12 protein-coding genes are annotated in these 17,456 nt (G+C 69.9%); 10 read left to right on the plus strand and 2 right to left on the minus strand.

Going from position 1 to position 17,456, the window contains the following annotated elements:
* The first annotated feature begins 159 nt into the window (after positions 1-159).
* The 8 genes from ABEB28_RS26185 to glxA all read left to right on the plus strand — a co-directional run bounded on the left by ABEB28_RS26185 (position 160) and on the right by glxA (position 12,948).
* Positions 160-1,620 (plus strand): cell division protein PerM, encoded by a 1,461-nt coding sequence (locus tag ABEB28_RS26185; RefSeq protein ID WP_345730868.1) that lies wholly within the window; start codon positions 160-162, stop codon positions 1,618-1,620.
* A gap of 187 nt (positions 1,621-1,807) precedes the next feature.
* Positions 1,808-2,413, plus strand: a complete 606-nt coding sequence (gene purN / locus ABEB28_RS26190; RefSeq protein WP_345730869.1) for a phosphoribosylglycinamide formyltransferase — start codon at positions 1,808-1,810, stop codon at positions 2,411-2,413.
* Positions 2,410-3,990, plus strand: a complete 1,581-nt coding sequence (purH, locus tag ABEB28_RS26195; RefSeq protein WP_345730870.1) for a bifunctional phosphoribosylaminoimidazolecarboxamide formyltransferase/IMP cyclohydrolase — start codon at positions 2,410-2,412, stop codon at positions 3,988-3,990. Before purN ends, purH begins: the two co-directional genes overlap by 4 nt.
* Before the next feature lie 240 nt (positions 3,991-4,230).
* The gene (locus ABEB28_RS26200; RefSeq protein WP_345730871.1) at positions 4,231-5,100 is read left to right on the plus strand and encodes an AAA family ATPase; all 870 of its coding nucleotides are present in this window, start codon (positions 4,231-4,233) and stop codon (positions 5,098-5,100) included.
* A 10-nt stretch (positions 5,101-5,110) separates the two neighbouring features.
* A complete protein-coding gene (locus ABEB28_RS26205; RefSeq protein ID WP_345730872.1) occupies positions 5,111-6,469 on the plus strand; it encodes a vWA domain-containing protein in 1,359 nt (452 codons plus the stop codon).
* A gap of 145 nt (positions 6,470-6,614) precedes the next feature.
* On the plus strand, positions 6,615-7,466 hold the full coding sequence (locus ABEB28_RS26210) for a bifunctional methylenetetrahydrofolate dehydrogenase/methenyltetrahydrofolate cyclohydrolase (protein ID WP_345730873.1): 852 nt from the start codon (positions 6,615-6,617) through the stop codon (positions 7,464-7,466).
* 1,124 nt (positions 7,467-8,590) lie between these two features.
* Positions 8,591-11,008 carry a glycosyltransferase family 2 protein gene (locus tag ABEB28_RS26215; RefSeq protein ID WP_345730874.1) on the plus strand — a complete coding sequence of 806 codons (2,418 nt, stop codon included), beginning with the start codon at positions 8,591-8,593 and terminating at the stop codon, positions 11,006-11,008.
* Positions 11,005-12,948, plus strand: a complete 1,944-nt coding sequence (glxA, locus tag ABEB28_RS26220; RefSeq protein WP_345730875.1) for a radical copper oxidase GlxA — start codon at positions 11,005-11,007, stop codon at positions 12,946-12,948. Before ABEB28_RS26215 ends, glxA begins: the two co-directional genes overlap by 4 nt.
* Before the next feature lie 410 nt (positions 12,949-13,358).
* Here glxA and ABEB28_RS26225 read toward each other — a convergent pair whose 3' ends face one another.
* Positions 13,359-14,432, minus strand: coding sequence for a glycoside hydrolase family 6 protein (locus ABEB28_RS26225; RefSeq protein WP_345730876.1), 1,074 nt, complete (start codon positions 14,430-14,432; stop codon positions 13,359-13,361).
* 252 nt (positions 14,433-14,684) lie between these two features.
* On the minus strand, positions 14,685-15,659 hold the full coding sequence (gene galE / locus ABEB28_RS26230) for a UDP-glucose 4-epimerase GalE (protein WP_345730877.1): 975 nt from the start codon (positions 15,657-15,659) through the stop codon (positions 14,685-14,687).
* Positions 15,660-15,845: 186 nt separating this feature from the next.
* On the opposite strand from galE, the gene trpS reads away from it, so the two are divergent.
* Both trpS and ABEB28_RS26240 read left to right on the plus strand, forming a co-directional pair.
* The gene (gene trpS, locus ABEB28_RS26235) at positions 15,846-16,901 is read left to right on the plus strand and encodes a tryptophan--tRNA ligase (protein WP_345730878.1); all 1,056 of its coding nucleotides are present in this window, start codon (positions 15,846-15,848) and stop codon (positions 16,899-16,901) included.
* On the plus strand, positions 16,898-17,416 hold the full coding sequence (locus ABEB28_RS26240; RefSeq protein WP_345730879.1) for a 2'-5' RNA ligase family protein: 519 nt from the start codon (positions 16,898-16,900) through the stop codon (positions 17,414-17,416). Before trpS ends, ABEB28_RS26240 begins: the two co-directional genes overlap by 4 nt.
* Positions 17,417-17,456 lie beyond the last annotated feature (40 nt).

Consider the following 17,456-nt stretch of genomic DNA (forward strand, 5'->3'; position numbering starts at 1 on the left):
GGGCGCGGGCGCGGGCGCGGGCGGCGGGCGGCGGTGCGGCGGGCACGGACGCGGGCGGCAGCGGCGGGGCGGCGGCGCAGCGCGCGGGGCGGCGAGGCGGGAGCGACACGCCGGGGGCGCGAATCGTCCACCGTGGTATTCGCCTGTCACAGTAAGACCGTGTCCCCCGGCCGTTCCCCCTCAGCCGACCGGGCCTCCTCGGCCGGCCGGGCCGTCCCGGGCGGTGGAGTCTCGCCTGCCCGGGTAGCCCTGCCCGCGGCGGCGGTCACCACGGCCGGATGGGCTGCGCTGGTCGTCGTGGGGCCGATGGCCGGTATCGCGCTGATGGTGTGGGTGGCCGAGAACCGTTCCGGTGCGCCCGCTGGCGACGCGCTGCGGCTCGCCACCGACGGCTGGCTGCTCGCCCACGGCGTCCAGCTGCAGACCGCGACCGGGCCGGTCGGGTTGGTGCCGCTGGTGCTCAGTGCGCTGGTGGTGCGTCAGCTCTACCGTGCCGGCCGGAACAGCGCGCTCGCCACCGGAGCGGAGTCCGGGCTGGGCGTGGCGCGCGTGGCGATCGCGGTGGGGATCGCGTACGGCTTCCTGGGCACGGTCGCGGCGCTGGTGGGCTCCACCGCCGCGGTGCGGGCCGACCCCGCGTCCGCCGGGATGACGACTGGGCTCGTCGCGATGTTCTGTGCGGGCTGGGGCGCCGCCCGGACGGCCGGTCTCGGAGCGGTGGTGGCGTTCCGGCTTCCGTACGTCGTCCGCCGCGGTCTCACGGCCGGCGCAGTGGCCGCCGCGGCCGTGCTCACCGCCGGAGTGCTCGCCGCCGGCGCCCAGATCGTCGTGACGCAGGAAGAGTTCCGCAGCGTCTTCGGATCGCTCCAGGGCGGCGTCGTCGGCGGAGTGGCGATCGTGGCGCTCTGCATCCTCTACGCGCCGACCGCCGCGGTCTGGGCCACCGCGTACCTGATCGGGCCGGGCTTCGCCGTCGGGACCGGCACGGCGGTGGACGCCAGCACCGTGCAGCTGGCACCGCTGCCGTCCTTCCCGCTGCTCGCCGCCGTGCCGACCGGTCCGGCGTCGGCGATGGTGAGCCTGGTGCTGGCCGCTCCCCTCATCGCCGGCCTGCTGGCCGGTGTGGTGACCGCGCGGCCGGACGGCGCCGCGGACGATTCCGATCCGCCGGAGCTGCCGCGGTGGCGGATCGCGCTCGGTGGTGCGCTGATCGCCGGGCCGGTGGCCGGAGTGCTGGTGGGTTTCGCGGCGGCGGCGTCGAGCGGGCCCCTCGGACGCGGGCGGCTGGCCGAGCTGGGTCCGTCGCCGTGGCACGTCGGGATCGTGCTCGCGGTCGAGGTGGCCGTGGCGGCGTTGGTCGGGGCCACGGTGGCGCGAACGGCGGCGTCCTGGGCGGCGTGGTCGGCCGGCCGCCGCTGGTCGCCGGCGGGCGACGCGTCGCCGTCCTGGACCGACCGCCTCCCGCCGGTCCTGCGCCGTCTCGGCCACTCGCTGTTCGCCGGCCCGGCCGCGGAACCGCGGCCCGCCGAGCGAGTGGCCGCGCCTCGCCCGGCCGCCGACCCGCCCGACGACGTCGCGGCGACGACCCAGCCGCCCCGCCGACGTGCCGGCGAGCGCTGATCCGCACGCGCTTCCGCTGAATCACGCCGAATCCGCCTTCACGAGCGTCGTGGAGGCGGCTTCGGCGTAAATCCGTGCGTCGCGGGTAGGCGGCGACGACTGGGCGGGGTGCGGGGCGCGGGCGCGGGACGGGTTAGGCTCACCGACGTCGTCGGAGCAGGCCGGGAGGCCGGAGGTAGGGAGCGTCGTGACCGCCCGAGTCGTGGTCCTCGTGTCGGGGTCAGGCACCACGCTGCAGGCGTTGTTGGACGCCGCCACCGATCCCGCGTACGGCGCGAGCGTCGTGGCCGTCGGCGCTGACCGGCACGGCATCGAAGGACTCACCCGCGCGGAGAAGGTCGGTGTGCCGACCTTCGTCCATCAGGTCGACGACTACCCAGCCCGCGCCGACTGGGACGCCGCGCTCACCGAAGCCGTCGCGGCCCACGATCCGCACCTCGTGGTCTCGGCCGGGTTCATGAAGCTCGTCGGCCCCGCCTTCCTCGAGCGCTTCGGCGGCTGCATGGTCAACAGTCACCCGGCGCTGCTGCCGTCCTTCCCAGGCATGCACGGCCCGCGGGACGCCCTGGAGTACGGCGTCAAGGTCACCGGCTGCACGTTGTTCTTCGTCGATGCCGGCGTGGATACCGGGCCGATCATCGACCAGCGAGTCGTTCCCGTACTGCCCACGGACGACGTCGCGCAGCTGCACGAACGCATCAAGGTCGCGGAGCGCGAAATGCTCGTCGACTCGATCGGCCGGCTGGCCCGGGAGGGCTGGACCGTCACTGGAAGGAAGGTCTCGATCCCATGACGCAGGCGTCCGCAGAGCAGTACGACCGGAGGCCGATCCGTCGCGCGTTGATCAGCGTGTACGACAAGACGGGGATCGAGGAGCTGGCCGTCGGGCTCGCCGAAGCCGGCGTCGAGATCGTCTCCACCGGCTCCACCGCGGGGCGCATCGCGGCCGCGGGCGTCAGCGTCACCCAGGTCGCCGAGGTCACGGGGTTCCCCGAGACGCTCGACGGCCGGGTGAAGACCCTGCACCCGCACATCCACGCGGGCCTCCTCGCCGACCTGCGCAACCCGGCGCACGTCCAGCAGCTGGACGAGCTGAACATCGCGCCGTTCGACCTGGTGATCTCGAACCTCTACCCGTTCCGCGAGACCGTCGCCTCGGGCGCCGGCCACGACGAGGTCGTCGAGCAGATCGACATCGGCGGGCCGTCGATGGTGCGGGCGGCCGCGAAGAACCACGCGAACGTCGCGATCGTCGTCGAGCCGGCGGCGTACCCGCTGGTGCTGGAGGCGGCGAAGAGCGGCGGGTTCGACCTGGCGACCCGTCGGCAGCTGGCCGCGCGGGCGTTCGCCCACACCGCCGCCTACGACGTCGCGGTGGCCGGCTGGACCGCGCGCGAGCTGGTCGAGGAAACCGGCGACTACCGCTGGCCGGCGTTCGCGGGCATCGCGCTGGAGCGCGCCGAGGTGCTCCGGTACGGCGAGAACCCGCACCAGGCCGCCGCGCTCTACGTCGACCACGACGCGGTGCCGGGCATCGCGCAGGCGGAGCAGCTGCACGGCAAGCCGATGTCGTACAACAACTACGTGGACGCCGACGCGGCGTACCGGGCGGCGTACGACTTCACCGAGCCGACGGTGGCGATCATCAAGCACGCCAACCCGTGCGGGATCGCGTCCGCGGAGGAGGTCGCCGAGGCGCACCGCAAGGCCCACGCCTGTGACCCGGTGAGCGCGTTCGGCGGCGTCATCGCAGTGAACCGTCCGGTCAGCGTGGAGATGGCCCAGCAGGTCGCGGAGATCTTCACCGAGGTCGTGGTGGCGCCTTCCTATGCGGACGGTGCGGTCGAGATTCTCTCGAAGAAGCCCTCGATCCGGCTACTGACCGCCCCCGAGCGGGCGCGTGGTGGCGTCGAGTTCCGGCAGGTCTCCGGCGGCGGGCTGGTGCAGACCGTCGACGCGGTGGACGCCCCGGGCGACGAGCTGGCCGGCTGGAAGCTCGTCAGCGGCGAGCCCGCCGACGCGGCGACCCTCGCCGATCTGCAGTTCGCCTGGCGGGCGGTGCGGGCGGTGAAGAGCAACGCGATCCTGCTCGCGGCCGACCGCGCCACGGTGGGCGTCGGCATGGGCCAGGTGAACCGGGTCGACTCGGCGCGGCTCGCGGTGTCGCGCGCCGGTGACCGGGCCGCCGGGTCGGTGGCTGCGTCGGACGCGTTCTTCCCGTTCCCTGACGGACTCGAGGTGCTCGCCGAGGCCGGGATCAAGGCCATCGTCGAGCCGGGTGGCAGCGTCCGCGACGACGAGGTGATCGCCGCAGCCCAGAAGGCGGGCGTGGCCTTGTACTTCACCCAGACCCGCCACTTTTACCACTGAGGGCGGCACGCCTAGAACGACACTGCCCTGGCCCAGCCGCGCGCGGGCGTCTGCAGGGGAGATTTTCGGGAAGACCACCTCATCCGGCGCCGGGAGAGGTGGTCTTCCCGAAAGACCACCTCAGAAGCCACCTCGCGTGACGCGTTTCGGGAAAGCGTCCCCCGGACGGTATGGCGGGCGTCATAGCTTGGCTTTCGCGCACTGACACAACGGACGTGCGGCGTCAGCAATAGTGGGCGGATGGGGTTCTTCACATCGGTCGCCGATGTCACCGACCGGCTCGCGGCAGTGGGCTACCTCGCGTCCAAGGCCGTCGCGACGACGGTCTTCCTCGCCGACCGCTTGGAGAAGCCGCTCCTGGTCGAGGGTCCGGCGGGCGTCGGTAAGACCGAGCTCTCCAAGGCCGTCGCCGCTGCCGCCGGCGCACGCCTGGTCCGCTTGCAGTGCTACGAGGGCGTGGACGAGTCGCGCGCGCTCTACGAGTGGAACCACGCCAAGCAGCTGCTGCGCATCACCGCGGGGCGGGACGAGAACTGGGAAGAGACCAAGGCGGACGTCTTCAGCGAGGAGTTCCTGCTCCCGCGCCCGCTGCTGACCGCGATCCAGGGGGACGAGCCGACCGTCCTGCTCGTCGACGAGACCGACAAGGCCGACGTCGAGATCGAAGGCCTGCTGCTGGAGGTGCTCGGCGACTTCCAGATCACCGTGCCCGAGCTCGGCACGATCGTCGCGACCCGCTCGCCGTTCGTCGTCCTCACTTCGAACGCCACCCGTGAGCTGTCCGAGGCGCTGCGGCGCCGTTGCCTGTTTCTCCACATCGACTTCCCCGACGCCGAGCTGGAAGAGCGGATCGTCCGGCTCAAGGTGCCCGGTCTCGACGAGGCCCTGGCGACGAGCGTCGTCCGGGTGGTCACGGCGCTGCGCTCGATGGAGCTGCGCAAGGCACCCTCGGTCGCCGAGACCATCGACTGGGCCCGGACGCTGCTCGCGCTCGGCGCCGAAACGCTGGACGAGCAGATCGTCGGTGACAGCCTCGGCGTCCTGCTCAAGCACCAGGCGGACGTCACCCACGCGACCAAGCGACTGCGCCTGGACACGGTGCTGCGATGAAGGAGTTGCGGTGACCGTCCCGGGCCGGCTGGTCGAGTTCGTGCAAGCGTTGCGCGAGCACGGCCTGCAGATCGGGCCGGGCGAGACGATCGACGCGGCCGGTGCGGTCTCGGTGCTCGGCTTCTCCGACCGTGAGCAGCTCCGGCACGGCCTGGCCGCCACGTTGCTGCGGCGTTCCGGCCACGAAGCGGTGTTCGACGCGATCTTCGACCTCTACTTCCCGCTGGCCACCGGCGCGCCGGAGGTCACTCGCTCGGAGACACCGGACGTCGAGGAGCTCCGCGCCCAGCTCGCGGACGCGCTGGCCGGTGGTGACGATGCGTTGCTCGCCCAGTTGGCGGCCGCCGCGGTCGCGCTGCTGGGTGCGTACGGCCAGGTGGGGGAGGGCAGCTCACCGGGCTCCGGCGGGTGGTCCGCGCACCAGGCGTTGGAGCGGCTCCGGCCCCAGACGCTGATCGCCGCGGTGGCCGAACGGATGGCGTCCGGAGAGTTCACCGACCGGCTCGCCCGGGACGAGGCCCGCAGCCGGGTCGCCGAGTTCGAGGATCGGGTCGCCGCCGAGGCCCGGCGCCGGGTCGCCGAGCTGCGCGGCCGCGACCGGATCGCCCGCTACTCGATCCCCAAGGCCGCCGACCAGCGCGACTTCATCACCGCCAACCGCGACCAGCTCGCCGCGCTGCGCCGGACGGTGAAGCCGCTGTCGCGACGCCTGGCCACCCGGCTCGCCGCCCGCCGACGGCACGCCCGCCGGGGTGCGCTGGACCTGCGCCGGACGTTCCGCCGCTCGCTCTCCACCGGTGGCGTCGCGATGCGTCCGGCGTTCCGGAAGCCGCGGCCCGGCCGCCCCGAGATCGTGCTGCTGTGCGACGTCTCGGGATCGGTCGCGGGCTTCGCCCAATTCACGCTGATGCTCGTCGAGGCGCTGCACGACCAGTTCAGCCGGGTCCGTGCGTTCGCGTTCGTGGACGCCACCGCCGAGGTGACCGAACTTGTCGCCGACAACGACGCCGATCCGGCGCGGCTGGTGGAGCGCATCCTGTCCGAGTCGGGCGTCGTCCGCTGGGACGGGCACAGCAACTACGGCCGGGCGCTGCGGGACTTCGTCACCGACTCGCTGGACGCGGTCGGCCCGCGGACGTCGGTCCTGGTCCTCGGCGACGCGCGGACGAACGGCGGCGATCCGAACCTTCCGGCGCTGCGGCAGATCGTCGACCGGGCCCGGCGGACGTACTGGCTGAACCCCGAGCCGCGCGCCTCCTGGGGTAGCGGCGACTCGGCGACCGAGGCGTACCGGACGCTCGTCGACATGTACGAGTGCCGCAACGCCGAGCAGCTCACCGGAGTTATCGCGCGACTTCTTCCGGTTTGAGCGGCCCGCTCAGGACGCCGCTGACAGGCGAGCGCGAGGCCTTGAGACCACCGCAAGGTCGAGGCGGCCTCGTGCTCGACTGCCAGCGACGCCCTGAACGGGCTCCAGGTCGGAAGGAAAACTTCAGATCGGGTTAGATGGAGCTGTGACGGCGACTCTCCTCGACGGTAAGGCGACCGCGGCCCTGGTACGGGCCGAAATCCGCGACCGGGTGGCCGCGCTGCGCAAGCGAGGCGTGGCACCGGGCCTGGGCACGGTACTGGTGGGCGACGACCCGGGCTCCCGGGCGTACGTCGCGGGCAAGCACCGGGACTGCGCCGAGGTCGGCATCGAGAGCATTCGGGTCGACCTTCCCGCCGACGCCACCCAGCAGGACGTCGAAGGCGCGGTCGCGCGGCTCAACGCCGACCCGGCGTGCACCGGGTACATCGTCCAGCTGCCGCTTCCCAAGGGCCTCGACGCCAACCGCGTGCTCGAGCTGATGGATCCTGACAAGGACGCGGACGGCCTGCACCCGACGAACCTGGGTCGGCTGGTTCTGGGCGTGCCGGCGCCGCTGCCGTGCACCCCGCGCGGGATCGTGGAGCTGCTGCGTCGCTACGGCGTGAAGCTGGACGGCGCCGAGGTCGTGGTCGTCGGTCGTGGCCTGACCGTGGGGCGCCCCCTGGGGCTGCTGCTGACCCGTCGCACCGAGAACTCGACCGTGACGTTGTGCCACACCGGCACCCGCAACCTGGCCGAGCACACCCGCGCAGCGGACATCGTCGTGGTGGCCACCGGGCACGCTCACATGCTGACGCCCGACATGATCAAGCCGGGCGCCGCGGTGCTCGACGTCGGTATCACCCGTACCGAAGCGGGGCTGGCCGGTGACGTCGACCCGGCGGTGCGCGAGGTCGCGGGATTCCTCGCCCCGATGCCCGGCGGCGTCGGTCCGATGACGCGGGCCATGCTGCTGGCGAACGTTGTCGAGACCGCAGAGCGATTTGCGGAATGACGCGCCAGCATTGCTCGTAGTTAGCTTCTGACTACTCTTTGCACGGGCCTGTCCGGATCTTCTGGGCGGGCCCGTGGTGTGTATTGGGTAATCTCCTGGAATCGCCACCCAGGCTTCACTCGCAATGAGTAACGGCCCGCGTACTCATTGCAGATAATGCTGAAGCTCCCGGGAAGATCGTGGCCCGCGTTACGTGTCCTCGCCTTTTTCTGCGTGTCATTTTTCTGACACTCTAAGCGGCGGTCGTTTCGTCGCAAGGTTGACAACGCTCACGCAGCCTATGGGGGAGACTCTTCCTGAGAAGTTTTACAGAATACCCATAGTCGGACATATGCGTCCTCGGACGAATCGGACTTAAGTTATTACTAGGGCTATCGTTGCGGCTTCAACTGAATTCCGCCAATCGACTAAACGGACTTCAAGTAACTTTCCAGGAATACATGTATGGGTTGGTCGGGGATTGACAAAGCGACATGAAGTTTTGACCGCACCTTCACATGAGAGTGCACATGTTGCCTATGATCGGTCCTTCGGGAGGCCGCTTTGCGGATCGTGAAGCGGCTACCGAGTCAAGTAGAGCAAGTTGGACATAAAGGTAGATGCGTGCAATGCAGGGAGATTTTCGGATGGGCGGCATGGAGGGGACCTGCCGAGTCACGGTGCGTGAATAACGCCGTGGTCGTACATCCGAGATCCACTGCCCGCCCGGGCCTGCCGACCGGTACCCACCGGTCGGCGCCGGGGCATGCCGAGCCGACGGAGCCGTCGGTGATCGGCGCACGACCGGTTGCCTCACCGCAGGTAGCCCACGTGTCGACCCGCCAAATTTCTGATGTCCGTGTCAGTCAGGGGCGTTACGTCGTCCCTGTCGGAGGAGGGCTGCAATGACCGCGCCGAACCGGGCTGTGACGAGCGATGACGACTCGTCACAGTCCTCCAGCTCGGCAGTAGGCCGGGTGCGCGTCCCCTCGGCGCGCCCGGCTGCCGATACCGACGGATCGACGGACCGTCCCGACGAGCGGGCCGACGACGGCGGTGCCCGGCAGCCCGAGGCTGCCGGTCGAGCTTCGGTGAGCGGAACCGCGTCGGTGAGCGGCTCCGCCTCGGTAAGTGGTTCGGCGTCCGTGAGTGGCTCTGCTTCGGTGAGCGGCTCGGCGTCCGTGGGTGGTCCGTCCGGCCGGGCGAGCGTTCCGGTGCCCGCGCCGGATGCGTACGACGGTCGGGGCCGCGCGTCGGTCCCGGTGCCGCCGCCGGTCGACGACCGCGGACCGCAGGGACGCGCGATGGTTCCGCCGCCGGCGGAGCCGCAGGACCGTCAGCCGTCCGGGCGTGCCCGGATCCCGGTTGCCCGACCCGAGCCCGACGCCGACCAGGGCTACTTAGCTGGCGGCGGTCACGAGAACGCCGGCCACGCGGCTCCCGGTTACGACCGGGCGCCCGGTTACGACCAGCCGGCCGCCTACGGCGCGGCCCGGCCTCCGCAGCCCCCGCCGCCTCCGCAGCCCGAGCAGCCCGCGTACCGGCATGAGCCGGACGCCCGCGGCGGCCACGGCTACGAGGACAGCGGCGAGTACATCCGCCCGATCTTCATCGACGCTCCGCCGATGCCGGCGCCGAGCCACGAAGAGACCACGCTCCTCGACATCGTCCAGGAGCCGTTCGGCCCGGCCCCGCGCATGGTCGCGATCGGCCGCGCGACGGTTCCGGTCTTCTCCCGCCCGGACGCGCGCGAGGAGATCCCCGAGACCGGCCTGGACGCCGCGTTCGAACTGGACAAGACCGGCCAGTTCGGCATCGAGCGCCTCCACGGCCCCCGCGAGACCTACGACTACGAGGGCTACAGCACGCTGGCCGGCCCGCTGCAGGCCGCGCCGCAGGGCGAGTACAAGGTCCAGCTCCGCCGGCTGTTCCGCCGGCGGCCGTTCCGGACCGCGATCGTCACGCTGCTGGCGCTCACCGTCGAGGTGACCTTCTTCGCGTGGCTGCTGATCGCCGGCGAGATCCCGACCGTCAAGGGTCACCAGGGGCTCTACGCCGCCACGATCGTCGTCGTCGCGGCGACGGCGCTGGTGGAGTTCTTCCGCCTGATCAACGTCCTGACGCTCTGCATGATGACGCTGGGGGTCCGGGATCCGATCCCGGTCGTTCCGCAGCGCGGTATGCGGGTCGCGTTCCTGACCACGATCGTGCCCGGCCGCGAGCCGGTCGACGTGGTGCGGCGCACGCTGATGGCGGCGAAGCGCATCCGTCACGACGGTCCGTTCGACGTCTGGTTGCTCGACGAGGGTGACGACGACGAGGTCAAGCGGATGTGCGCCGAGCTCGGCGTCCGCCACTTCACCCGACGTCACGTGCCGCAGTGGAACACCAAGCACGGCCCGCACAAGGCACGAACCAAGCACGGCAACTACAACGCGTGGATCATCAGCCACGCGCGTGAGTACGACGTGTTCGTCTCGGTCGACCCCGACCACGCGCCGCTGCCGAACTACTGCGAGCGGATGCTCGGCTACTTCCGCGACCCGAACGTCGGCTTCGTGATCGGCCCGCAGGTCTACGGCAACTACGACAACTTCGTCACGCGATGGGCCGAGTCGCAGCAGTACCTGTTCCACTCGGTGCTGCAGCGGGCCGGCAACCGGCTCGGCGTCCCCATGCTGGTCGGGACCAACAACGCGGTCCGGATCGACGCCCTGCTGTCGATCCGTGGCCTGCAGGACTCGATCACCGAGGACATGGCGACGAGCATCGTCGCCCACACCACGAAGAACCCGGCGACCGGCAAGAAGTGGCGCTCGGTCTACACGCCGGACGTCCTCGCTGTCGGCGAGGGCCCGGCCTCCTGGACCGACTTCTTCACGCAGCAGCACCGCTGGTCGCGCGGTACCGACGAGGTGCTCATCCGGTCGTTCTGGCGTCGCGGCTGGAGCCTCGGCCCGCGCCGGATGCTGCACTACATGCTCTTGATGTCCTTCTACCCCCTGACCGCGGTCGCCTGGCTGCTCGGTGCGGCCACCTGCGCGCTGTCGATCCTCCTGGGGACGAAGGGCGTGCAGGTTCCGCTCCAGGTCTGGCTGATGCTCTATGTGGACGCCGCCGTGCTCCAAGTCGGCCTGTACCTGTGGAACCGCAGGCACAACGTCAGCCCACACGAGAGCGCAGGCTCCTCCGGCGCGGTCGGTATGCTGATGTCGACGATGTCCGCACCGATCTACGTCTCGTCGTTCGTCGGTGCTCTGCTCGGCCGGAAGAGCGGCTTCGTCGTGACGCCGAAGGGCGACTCGGCCAGCCCCGACCGACTCCGGACGTTCAGCCTGCACATCGCCTGGGCCGTGTTCTTCGCGGGTCTGGTGATCGCAGCCGTCCCGCTCGGGCACGCCTTCGGCCCGCTCTGGGTCTGGCCGGTGCTGAACTGCTTCGTCTGTCTGCTGCCCGTGATCATCTGGCGCTACGAGGTCCCGCTACGCCGTCGTCAGGCGCGTAAGGCCGCTGCCGCCTATCCGCAGTCCGCACGCAACACTCACCTGGAGACCGCAGCATGAGTCCCCGGAAGAAGCCGTCGATCGGCCGCCGGTTCGTCACCCTGGTGACGACCCTCGGTGTGATCGCGATCCTCGCAATCGTCAACCGGCCGATGGTCGCCTTCGGCCAGGAGCAGTACCACCAGTTCCAGATCAACCGGGCTTCGTACAAGTCCGAGTACGGCCACTGGGACATGCTCCCGGTTCCGGCCGATTACAAGGTAAACGCGATCCACGCGGCGCTGCTCCCGACCGGCAAGGTCCTGATCATCGCGGGCTCCGGGAACAAGGAGAAGGAGTTCAAGGCCGGCAAGTTCAAGACCCTGATCTGGGACCCGGCCACGAACCACTTCAAGCTGATCATGACGCCGACCGACATCTTCTGCGCCGGTCACAGCTTCCTGACCAACGGCAACCTGCTGGTCGCCGGCGGTACCAAGAAGTACGAGGTGCTCGAGGACAAGATCAAGAAGGCCGCCGGCGTCCTGAAGATCAAGCAGGAGTCGCCGGAAGGCGATATCACCGAGTTCGACAAGGGCACGATCGTCACCTCGGCGACCGGGGTGAAGTTCAAGCTCACGTCGGATGCCAAGGTGCCCGCGGCGACGAAGAAGACCGACCCCCTCACGGGCAAGGTCGCCATCACGCCGGGTGAGACCGAGGTCTGGATCGAGGCGGTCGAGCCCGGCAAGGACTCGATCATCCCCAAGTCGATGAACTTCACCCTGCCCGGCCTGACCGGCGACGACGTGAAGAACGTGTACGGCGTCACCGAGAAGGTGACGATGGAGAAGCAGGAGTACACCGGCGCCGAGTACTCGTACGAGTTCAACCCGTTCACCGAGAAGTACGAGCGGGTCGGCAACCTCAACGAGCCGCGGTGGTACCCGACACTGATCCCGACCGCGGACAACAAGGTGCTCGCGCTCTCGGGTTTGGACCAGTTCGGCCGGATCGACACCGGCAAGACCGAGGTCTACAACGAGGAAACCCGGAAGTGGGAGTTCCAGCCCAAGCTGAACCGCTACTTCCCGACCTACCCCTCGGTGTTCCTGATGGAGAACGAGAAGCTGTTCTACTCGGGCTCCAACGCCGGCTACGGCTCGGCGACCGAGGGCCGGACGCCGGGCATCTGGGACCTCAAGACCAACAAGTTCCAGGAAGTCACCGGGCTGCGTCAGCCTGAGCTGAACGAGACCAGCTCCTCGGTGCTGCTCGCGCCGGCGCAGGAGCAGAAGGTCATGTTCCTCGGTGGCGGTGGCGTCGGCGAGAGCGAGATCTCGACCGCGCGGACCGACATCATCGACCTGGACGAGTCGGCGACCCCGACCTGGAAGCCCGGGCCGGACCTGCCGAACCCGGCTCGCTACCTGAGCACGGTGCTGCTGCCGGACGACACGCTGTTCACGTCGCACGGTTCGAGCGGCTACCGGGGCAAGGGCAACAGCGACCTGCTGACCGCGCAGATCTACCACCCGGACACGAACAAGTTCGCCACGGCCGCCGACCCGACCGTGGGCCGGAACTACCACGCCGAGGCGCTGCTGCTCCCGGACGGCCGGGTCATCACGCTCGGCAGCGACCCGCTGTACGACAAGACCGACAAGAACCCCGGTACGTTCGAGCAGCGCATCGAGATCTACTCGCCGCCGTACCTCTACCACGGCAAGCGGCCAACGATCAGCGACGGCCCGAAGTCGGTGCAGCGGGGCGGTAGCTACAAGTTCACGACGCCGGACGCCGCGGAGATCAAGAACGCCCGGCTGATGCGGCCCAGCACGGTCACGCACAGCACGGACGTCGAGCAGCGCTCGATCGCCCTGGACGTGACCCAGGCCCCCGACGGGGTCGGCGTGACGATCCCGAAGGCGCGCGGTCTCGTGCCGTCGGGCTGGTACATGCTGTTCGTCACGAACGCTGACGGAACGCCGTCGGTAGCGAAGTGGGTGCAGGTGCAGTGAACCCTTTCGACCGGCGCTAGCTGAGGGCGCCTGACCTCGGCGAACGCCGGAGGTTGAAAACGGTTCACTTAGCCGCACGTCACGAAGAGGGCGGGCCACCCGGAGGGGGTGGCCCGCCCCCTTTTGTGGGCGGCCCGCCCAGGACGACGCTGACAGGCGAGCGCGCCTCCCTTGAGACACCAAAGCCAAGGTCGCGGCGTCGGCGCGCTCGACTGCCAGCGCCGCCCTGGACGGGCTCCAGGTCAGAACGGTGCGTGGCTAGCGCTGGGGGAGCGATGCACGTTTCGAACCCCTATAGCGGATGCAGATGTGCAACGCCCCGCGCGGATGGAGGGGCCCAACTGCTCCGTCCGGGAAAGCAGCGAGCCCCTGGCCTCGATCGGCCAGGGGCTCGCTAAGTGCCCTGAGAGCTACGTGGATGCCTTCGCCAGCGACAGCGCGTACTCGGGCCACCACTGGCCGGCCGCCGGCTCTCCGTCGCGGCAGGCGCCGTCCGAGTCGCCGGGCTGCTTGACCCAGAGGAACGCGTCGACCTTCGGGATGCCGGTGTCGCTGGTCGGCGGCGTGCCCAGCGCCCGCCCCGGCGGGTTGCACCACTTCTGGTCGTCGGTCGTCTCGGTGTACGGGCCGTTGCCGTTCCGGCTGGTGTCGATCACGAAGTGCTCGCCCTCGAGCGCGTCGGACAGCTGGTTCCCGTAGTCGACGCTCGCGTCCGTCGTCTCGAAGTTCGAGACGTTCAGCGCAAAACCGTCTGCCTGGTTCACTCCGACCTGCTTGAGCGCGGCCACCATCCGGTCCAGGTCCTTGATCCAGGACGCGTTTCCGGCATCGACGTACACCCGGACCTCGGGGTTCTTCTTGAGCGTCGTGAGCGCGTACGTGAGCAGCCCGAGCCGCTCCTTGATCTGCCCCTCGTCGGTGATGCATCCGTCGAGCGTGTGCGCGATCGCGTCCGGCTCCAGCACGATGACCGCGTCGTGCCCGGTGAGCCCGGTGGAGATCTCGTCGATGTAGGTCTTGTAGGACGCGGCGTCGGCCGCACCGCCGGAGGAGTACTGCCCGCAGTCGCGGTCCGGCACGAAGTACACCGTCATCACCGCGGTCTGGCCGGCCTTGTCCGCCTCCGCGGCCAGTGCGGTGACCCGTTCGGTCGTTTGGCCGTCGTCGGACGCCAGCCACTCGGCGATCGGCCGGGACGCGATCTTGTTGAGCTGCTCGGCGTCCGCGGTGTTGCCGGCGTTCTTCAGCTGGCGGTAGTTCTGCGCGGCCGGGTTCTGCGGATTGACGTAGAACGTCTTCCCGGAGAGCGGATTGTCGGGGTCGATGCTCACGCTGGGCTTCGGCTTCGCCGTGTTGTTGCCATCGGATTCGCCACCGGAGGTGAGCGCGATCGTCAAACCACAGGCCACCAGAGCCACGACGACGGCGAGGCCGACGATCATCGGGGTGCTGACCCGTTGGGGACGCCGATGTCGAGGTGCCACCTTCTCTGCCACTTCGAGGTTCCCGCCCTGTTCCATATCCTCCGCCTGAACCTACACGGCCGGTGCCAGTCGCCCTGTGCGCCGGTTGTACGGCCCGAACCCGTGGTCGATCCGGCTATCGGCATCGTGCGCTACGCCCGGTCACCGGTCAGTCGGATTCCGGTCGCGCGCCCGGCGACGTCCGCCACATCGACAACGGCTACCCGTTCCTGCACGTCCCGGAAGCACACAAAAGTTCAGATGTGTTGCCGATCACGCCCGCGATCGGTAGAACGTCCAGGCGTCGGCGACGATCGTGTGCAGGTCGGGACGCTCCGGCACCCAGCCGAGTTCGCTGGCGGCGCGGGCGCTGGAGGCGACCAGCTCGGCCGGGTCGCCCGGACGGCGGGCCGCCATCTCGACCGGAACCGGGTGGCCGGTGACCGCGCGCACGACCTCGACCACCTGCTGGTTGCTGAAGCCGTTGCCGTTCCCCAGGTTGTAGACCCGGTGCCGGCCCGGCTCGATCGCGTCCAGCGCCAGCAGGTGCGCGGCCGCGAGGTCGGCGACGTGGATGTAGTCGCGGACGCAGGTGCCGTCGGCGGTGGGGTAGTCGTCGCCGAACAGCTGGAGCTTGTCACGCTTCCCCGCGGCGACGTCCAGCGCGATCGGGATCAGGTGCGTCTCCGGGTCGTGTCGCTCACCCAGCGGTGCGCCTGACTCGGGAAGGTAGGCGCCGGCGACGTTGAAGTACCGCAGGCTGACCGCGCCGAGGCCGTGGGCGGTGCACTCCGCGCCGATCGCCGCGTCGACGGACAGCTTCGTCCAGCCGTAGGGGTTGGTGGGTGCCTTTACCGCGTCCTCGGTGATCGGCACCTCCTGCGGGTTGCCGTACACCGCGGCGGTGGAGCTGAACACCAGCCGGGGCACCTTCGCGGCGCGGACGGCGTCCAGCAGGGCGAGCGAGCCGACGACGTTCGTGTAGTAGTGCCGCTCGGGGAACTGCACCGATTCGCCGGCCGCGATCTTCGCCGCGAAGTGAAGTACGCCATCGAAGCCGGCGTCGGGGGTGAGCACCGAGGCGACCTCGTGCACGGAGATCTGGTGCAGCGCCACCCCCGCCGGGACGGCGTCCGCGTGGCCGGTCGAGAGGTCGTCGAGCACGGTGACGTCGTGCCCGGCGTCGACCAGCAGACGCACCACCACCCCGCCGATGTACCCGGCTCCGCCCGTCACCAGCAGTTTCATTTCAGCTCCTCGTCGCAGCCCCGGCCCGTGCCCCGACACTGGCACCGCCGGCTGTTCGCCGGCCGAGAGCGGGCTGTGTTTCTCCTCGAAGATCGTATCGATCCAGCCGACCCCCGAATCCGTTGGTGGAAGCACCCGCGACGGCCCGGCCGATGCCCGAGCGCCAGTCCTGACAGAATGCTCCGTATGGGTGAGACACGTCCCCGAGTGCTGTCCGGTATCCAACCCACCAGCGACTCGTTCCATCTCGGCAACTACCTCGGGGCGGTACGCAACTGGGTGCAGATGCAGGAGACGCACGACTGCTTCTACTGCGTCGTCGACCTGCACGCGATCACCGCGGGCCACGACCCGGAGGCCCTGCGTCGGCGCACCAGGGTGTCGGCGGCGCAGCTGCTCGCCGTCGGCATCGACCCGGACGCGTCCACCCTGTTCGTGCAGAGCCAGGTGCCCGAGCACGCCCAGCTGGCGTGGGTGCTCAGCTGCATCACCGGCTACGGCGAGGCCAGCCGGATGACGCAGTTCAAGGACAAGTCGGCCAAGGGCGGCGTCGATCGGTCGAGCGTCGGCCTGTTCACGTACCCGATCCTGCAGGCGGCCGACATCCTGCTGTACCAGGCGGACGCCGTTCCGGTCGGCGAGGACCAGCGGCAGCACCTCGAGCTCTCCCGCGACCTCGCCCAGCGTTTCAACAACGCGTTCGGCAAGGTGTTCACGGTGCCCGCGCCGTACATCGTCCGGGAAACCGCGAAGATCTACGACCTGCAGGACCCGACCGCCAAGATGAGCAAGTCGGCGTCGTCACCCACCGGCATCATCGACCTGCTGGACGAGCCGAACCGCAGCGCGAAGAAGATCCGCTCCGCGGTCACCGATACCGGTCGGGAGATCGTCTTCGACCAGGCGAACAAGCCGGGCGTGAGTAACCTCCTGACGATCTACTCGGCGCTCTCCGGCCGGTCGATCGATGAGCTGACCACCGCCTACGACGGCAAGGGCTACGGCGATCTGAAGAAGGATCTCGGCGCGGTCGTGGCCGACTTCGTCGCACCGATCCAGAAGGCGACCCACGCCTACCTCGACGATCCGGCCGAACTCGACCGGGTGCTCGCGATCGGGGCGGAGAAGGCCCGCCGCGTGGCCGGAGCGACGTTGGCCGCGGCCTACGACCGGCTGGGCTTCCTGCCCACGGTGTCGACGCCGGCCCCCTCGGCGTCGACGCAGTCCCGGAGCGGTGCGTGACGCGAACGATCGGGGTCGCACTGTCGATTCCCGCCCCGTACGGTCCGCAGCTCGACGGGCACCGCCGAGCCGCGGGCGATCCGATGGCCGAGTTCATCCCCGCGCACGTCACCCTGCTCGGCCCCACCCCGCTCGCCGACGACGAGGTACCCGCGGTCGTCGAGCACCTCCGCGTCGCCGCGACCCGGCACACGGCGTTCGATCTGCATCTTCGCGGCACCGGCACGTTCCGCCCGGTGACCGCGGTGGTGTTCGTGACCGTCGCGAGCGGCATCAGCGAGTGCGAGATGCTGGAGAAGGACATCCGCACCGGCCCGCTGGACCGGGAACGGCTCTACCCGTACCACCCGCACGTGACTGTCGCTCACGACCTGGACGACGAGGCCCTGGACCGCGTTTACGTCGAGCTCGCGCATTTCGAAGCGCGATTCCGGGTACCCGGATTTACATTGTTCGAGCACGGCGTCGACGGGCGGTGGCGGCCGCGGCAGGAGTTCCCCTTCCCGGTGGAGTAGGGGACACCGCTCGCGCGGGATGGGGGCGGGGTATGGCCGA

The organism is Cryptosporangium minutisporangium (genome assembly GCF_039536245.1).
Classification (GTDB): domain Bacteria; phylum Actinomycetota; class Actinomycetes; order Mycobacteriales; family Cryptosporangiaceae; genus Cryptosporangium; species Cryptosporangium minutisporangium.

Coding starts and splice junctions, on each gene's coding strand:
- trpS (WP_345730878.1), top strand. CDS start 15,846: ATGGGTGAGACACGTCCCCGAGTGCTGTCCGGTATCCAACCCACCAGC.
- galE (WP_345730877.1), bottom strand. CDS start 15,659: ATGAAACTGCTGGTGACGGGCGGAGCCGGGTACATCGGCGGGGTGGTG.
- glxA (WP_345730875.1), top strand. CDS start 11,005: ATGAGTCCCCGGAAGAAGCCGTCGATCGGCCGCCGGTTCGTCACCCTG.
- purH (WP_345730870.1), top strand. CDS start 2,410: ATGACGCAGGCGTCCGCAGAGCAGTACGACCGGAGGCCGATCCGTCGC.
- ABEB28_RS26200 (WP_345730871.1), top strand. CDS start 4,231: ATGGGGTTCTTCACATCGGTCGCCGATGTCACCGACCGGCTCGCGGCA.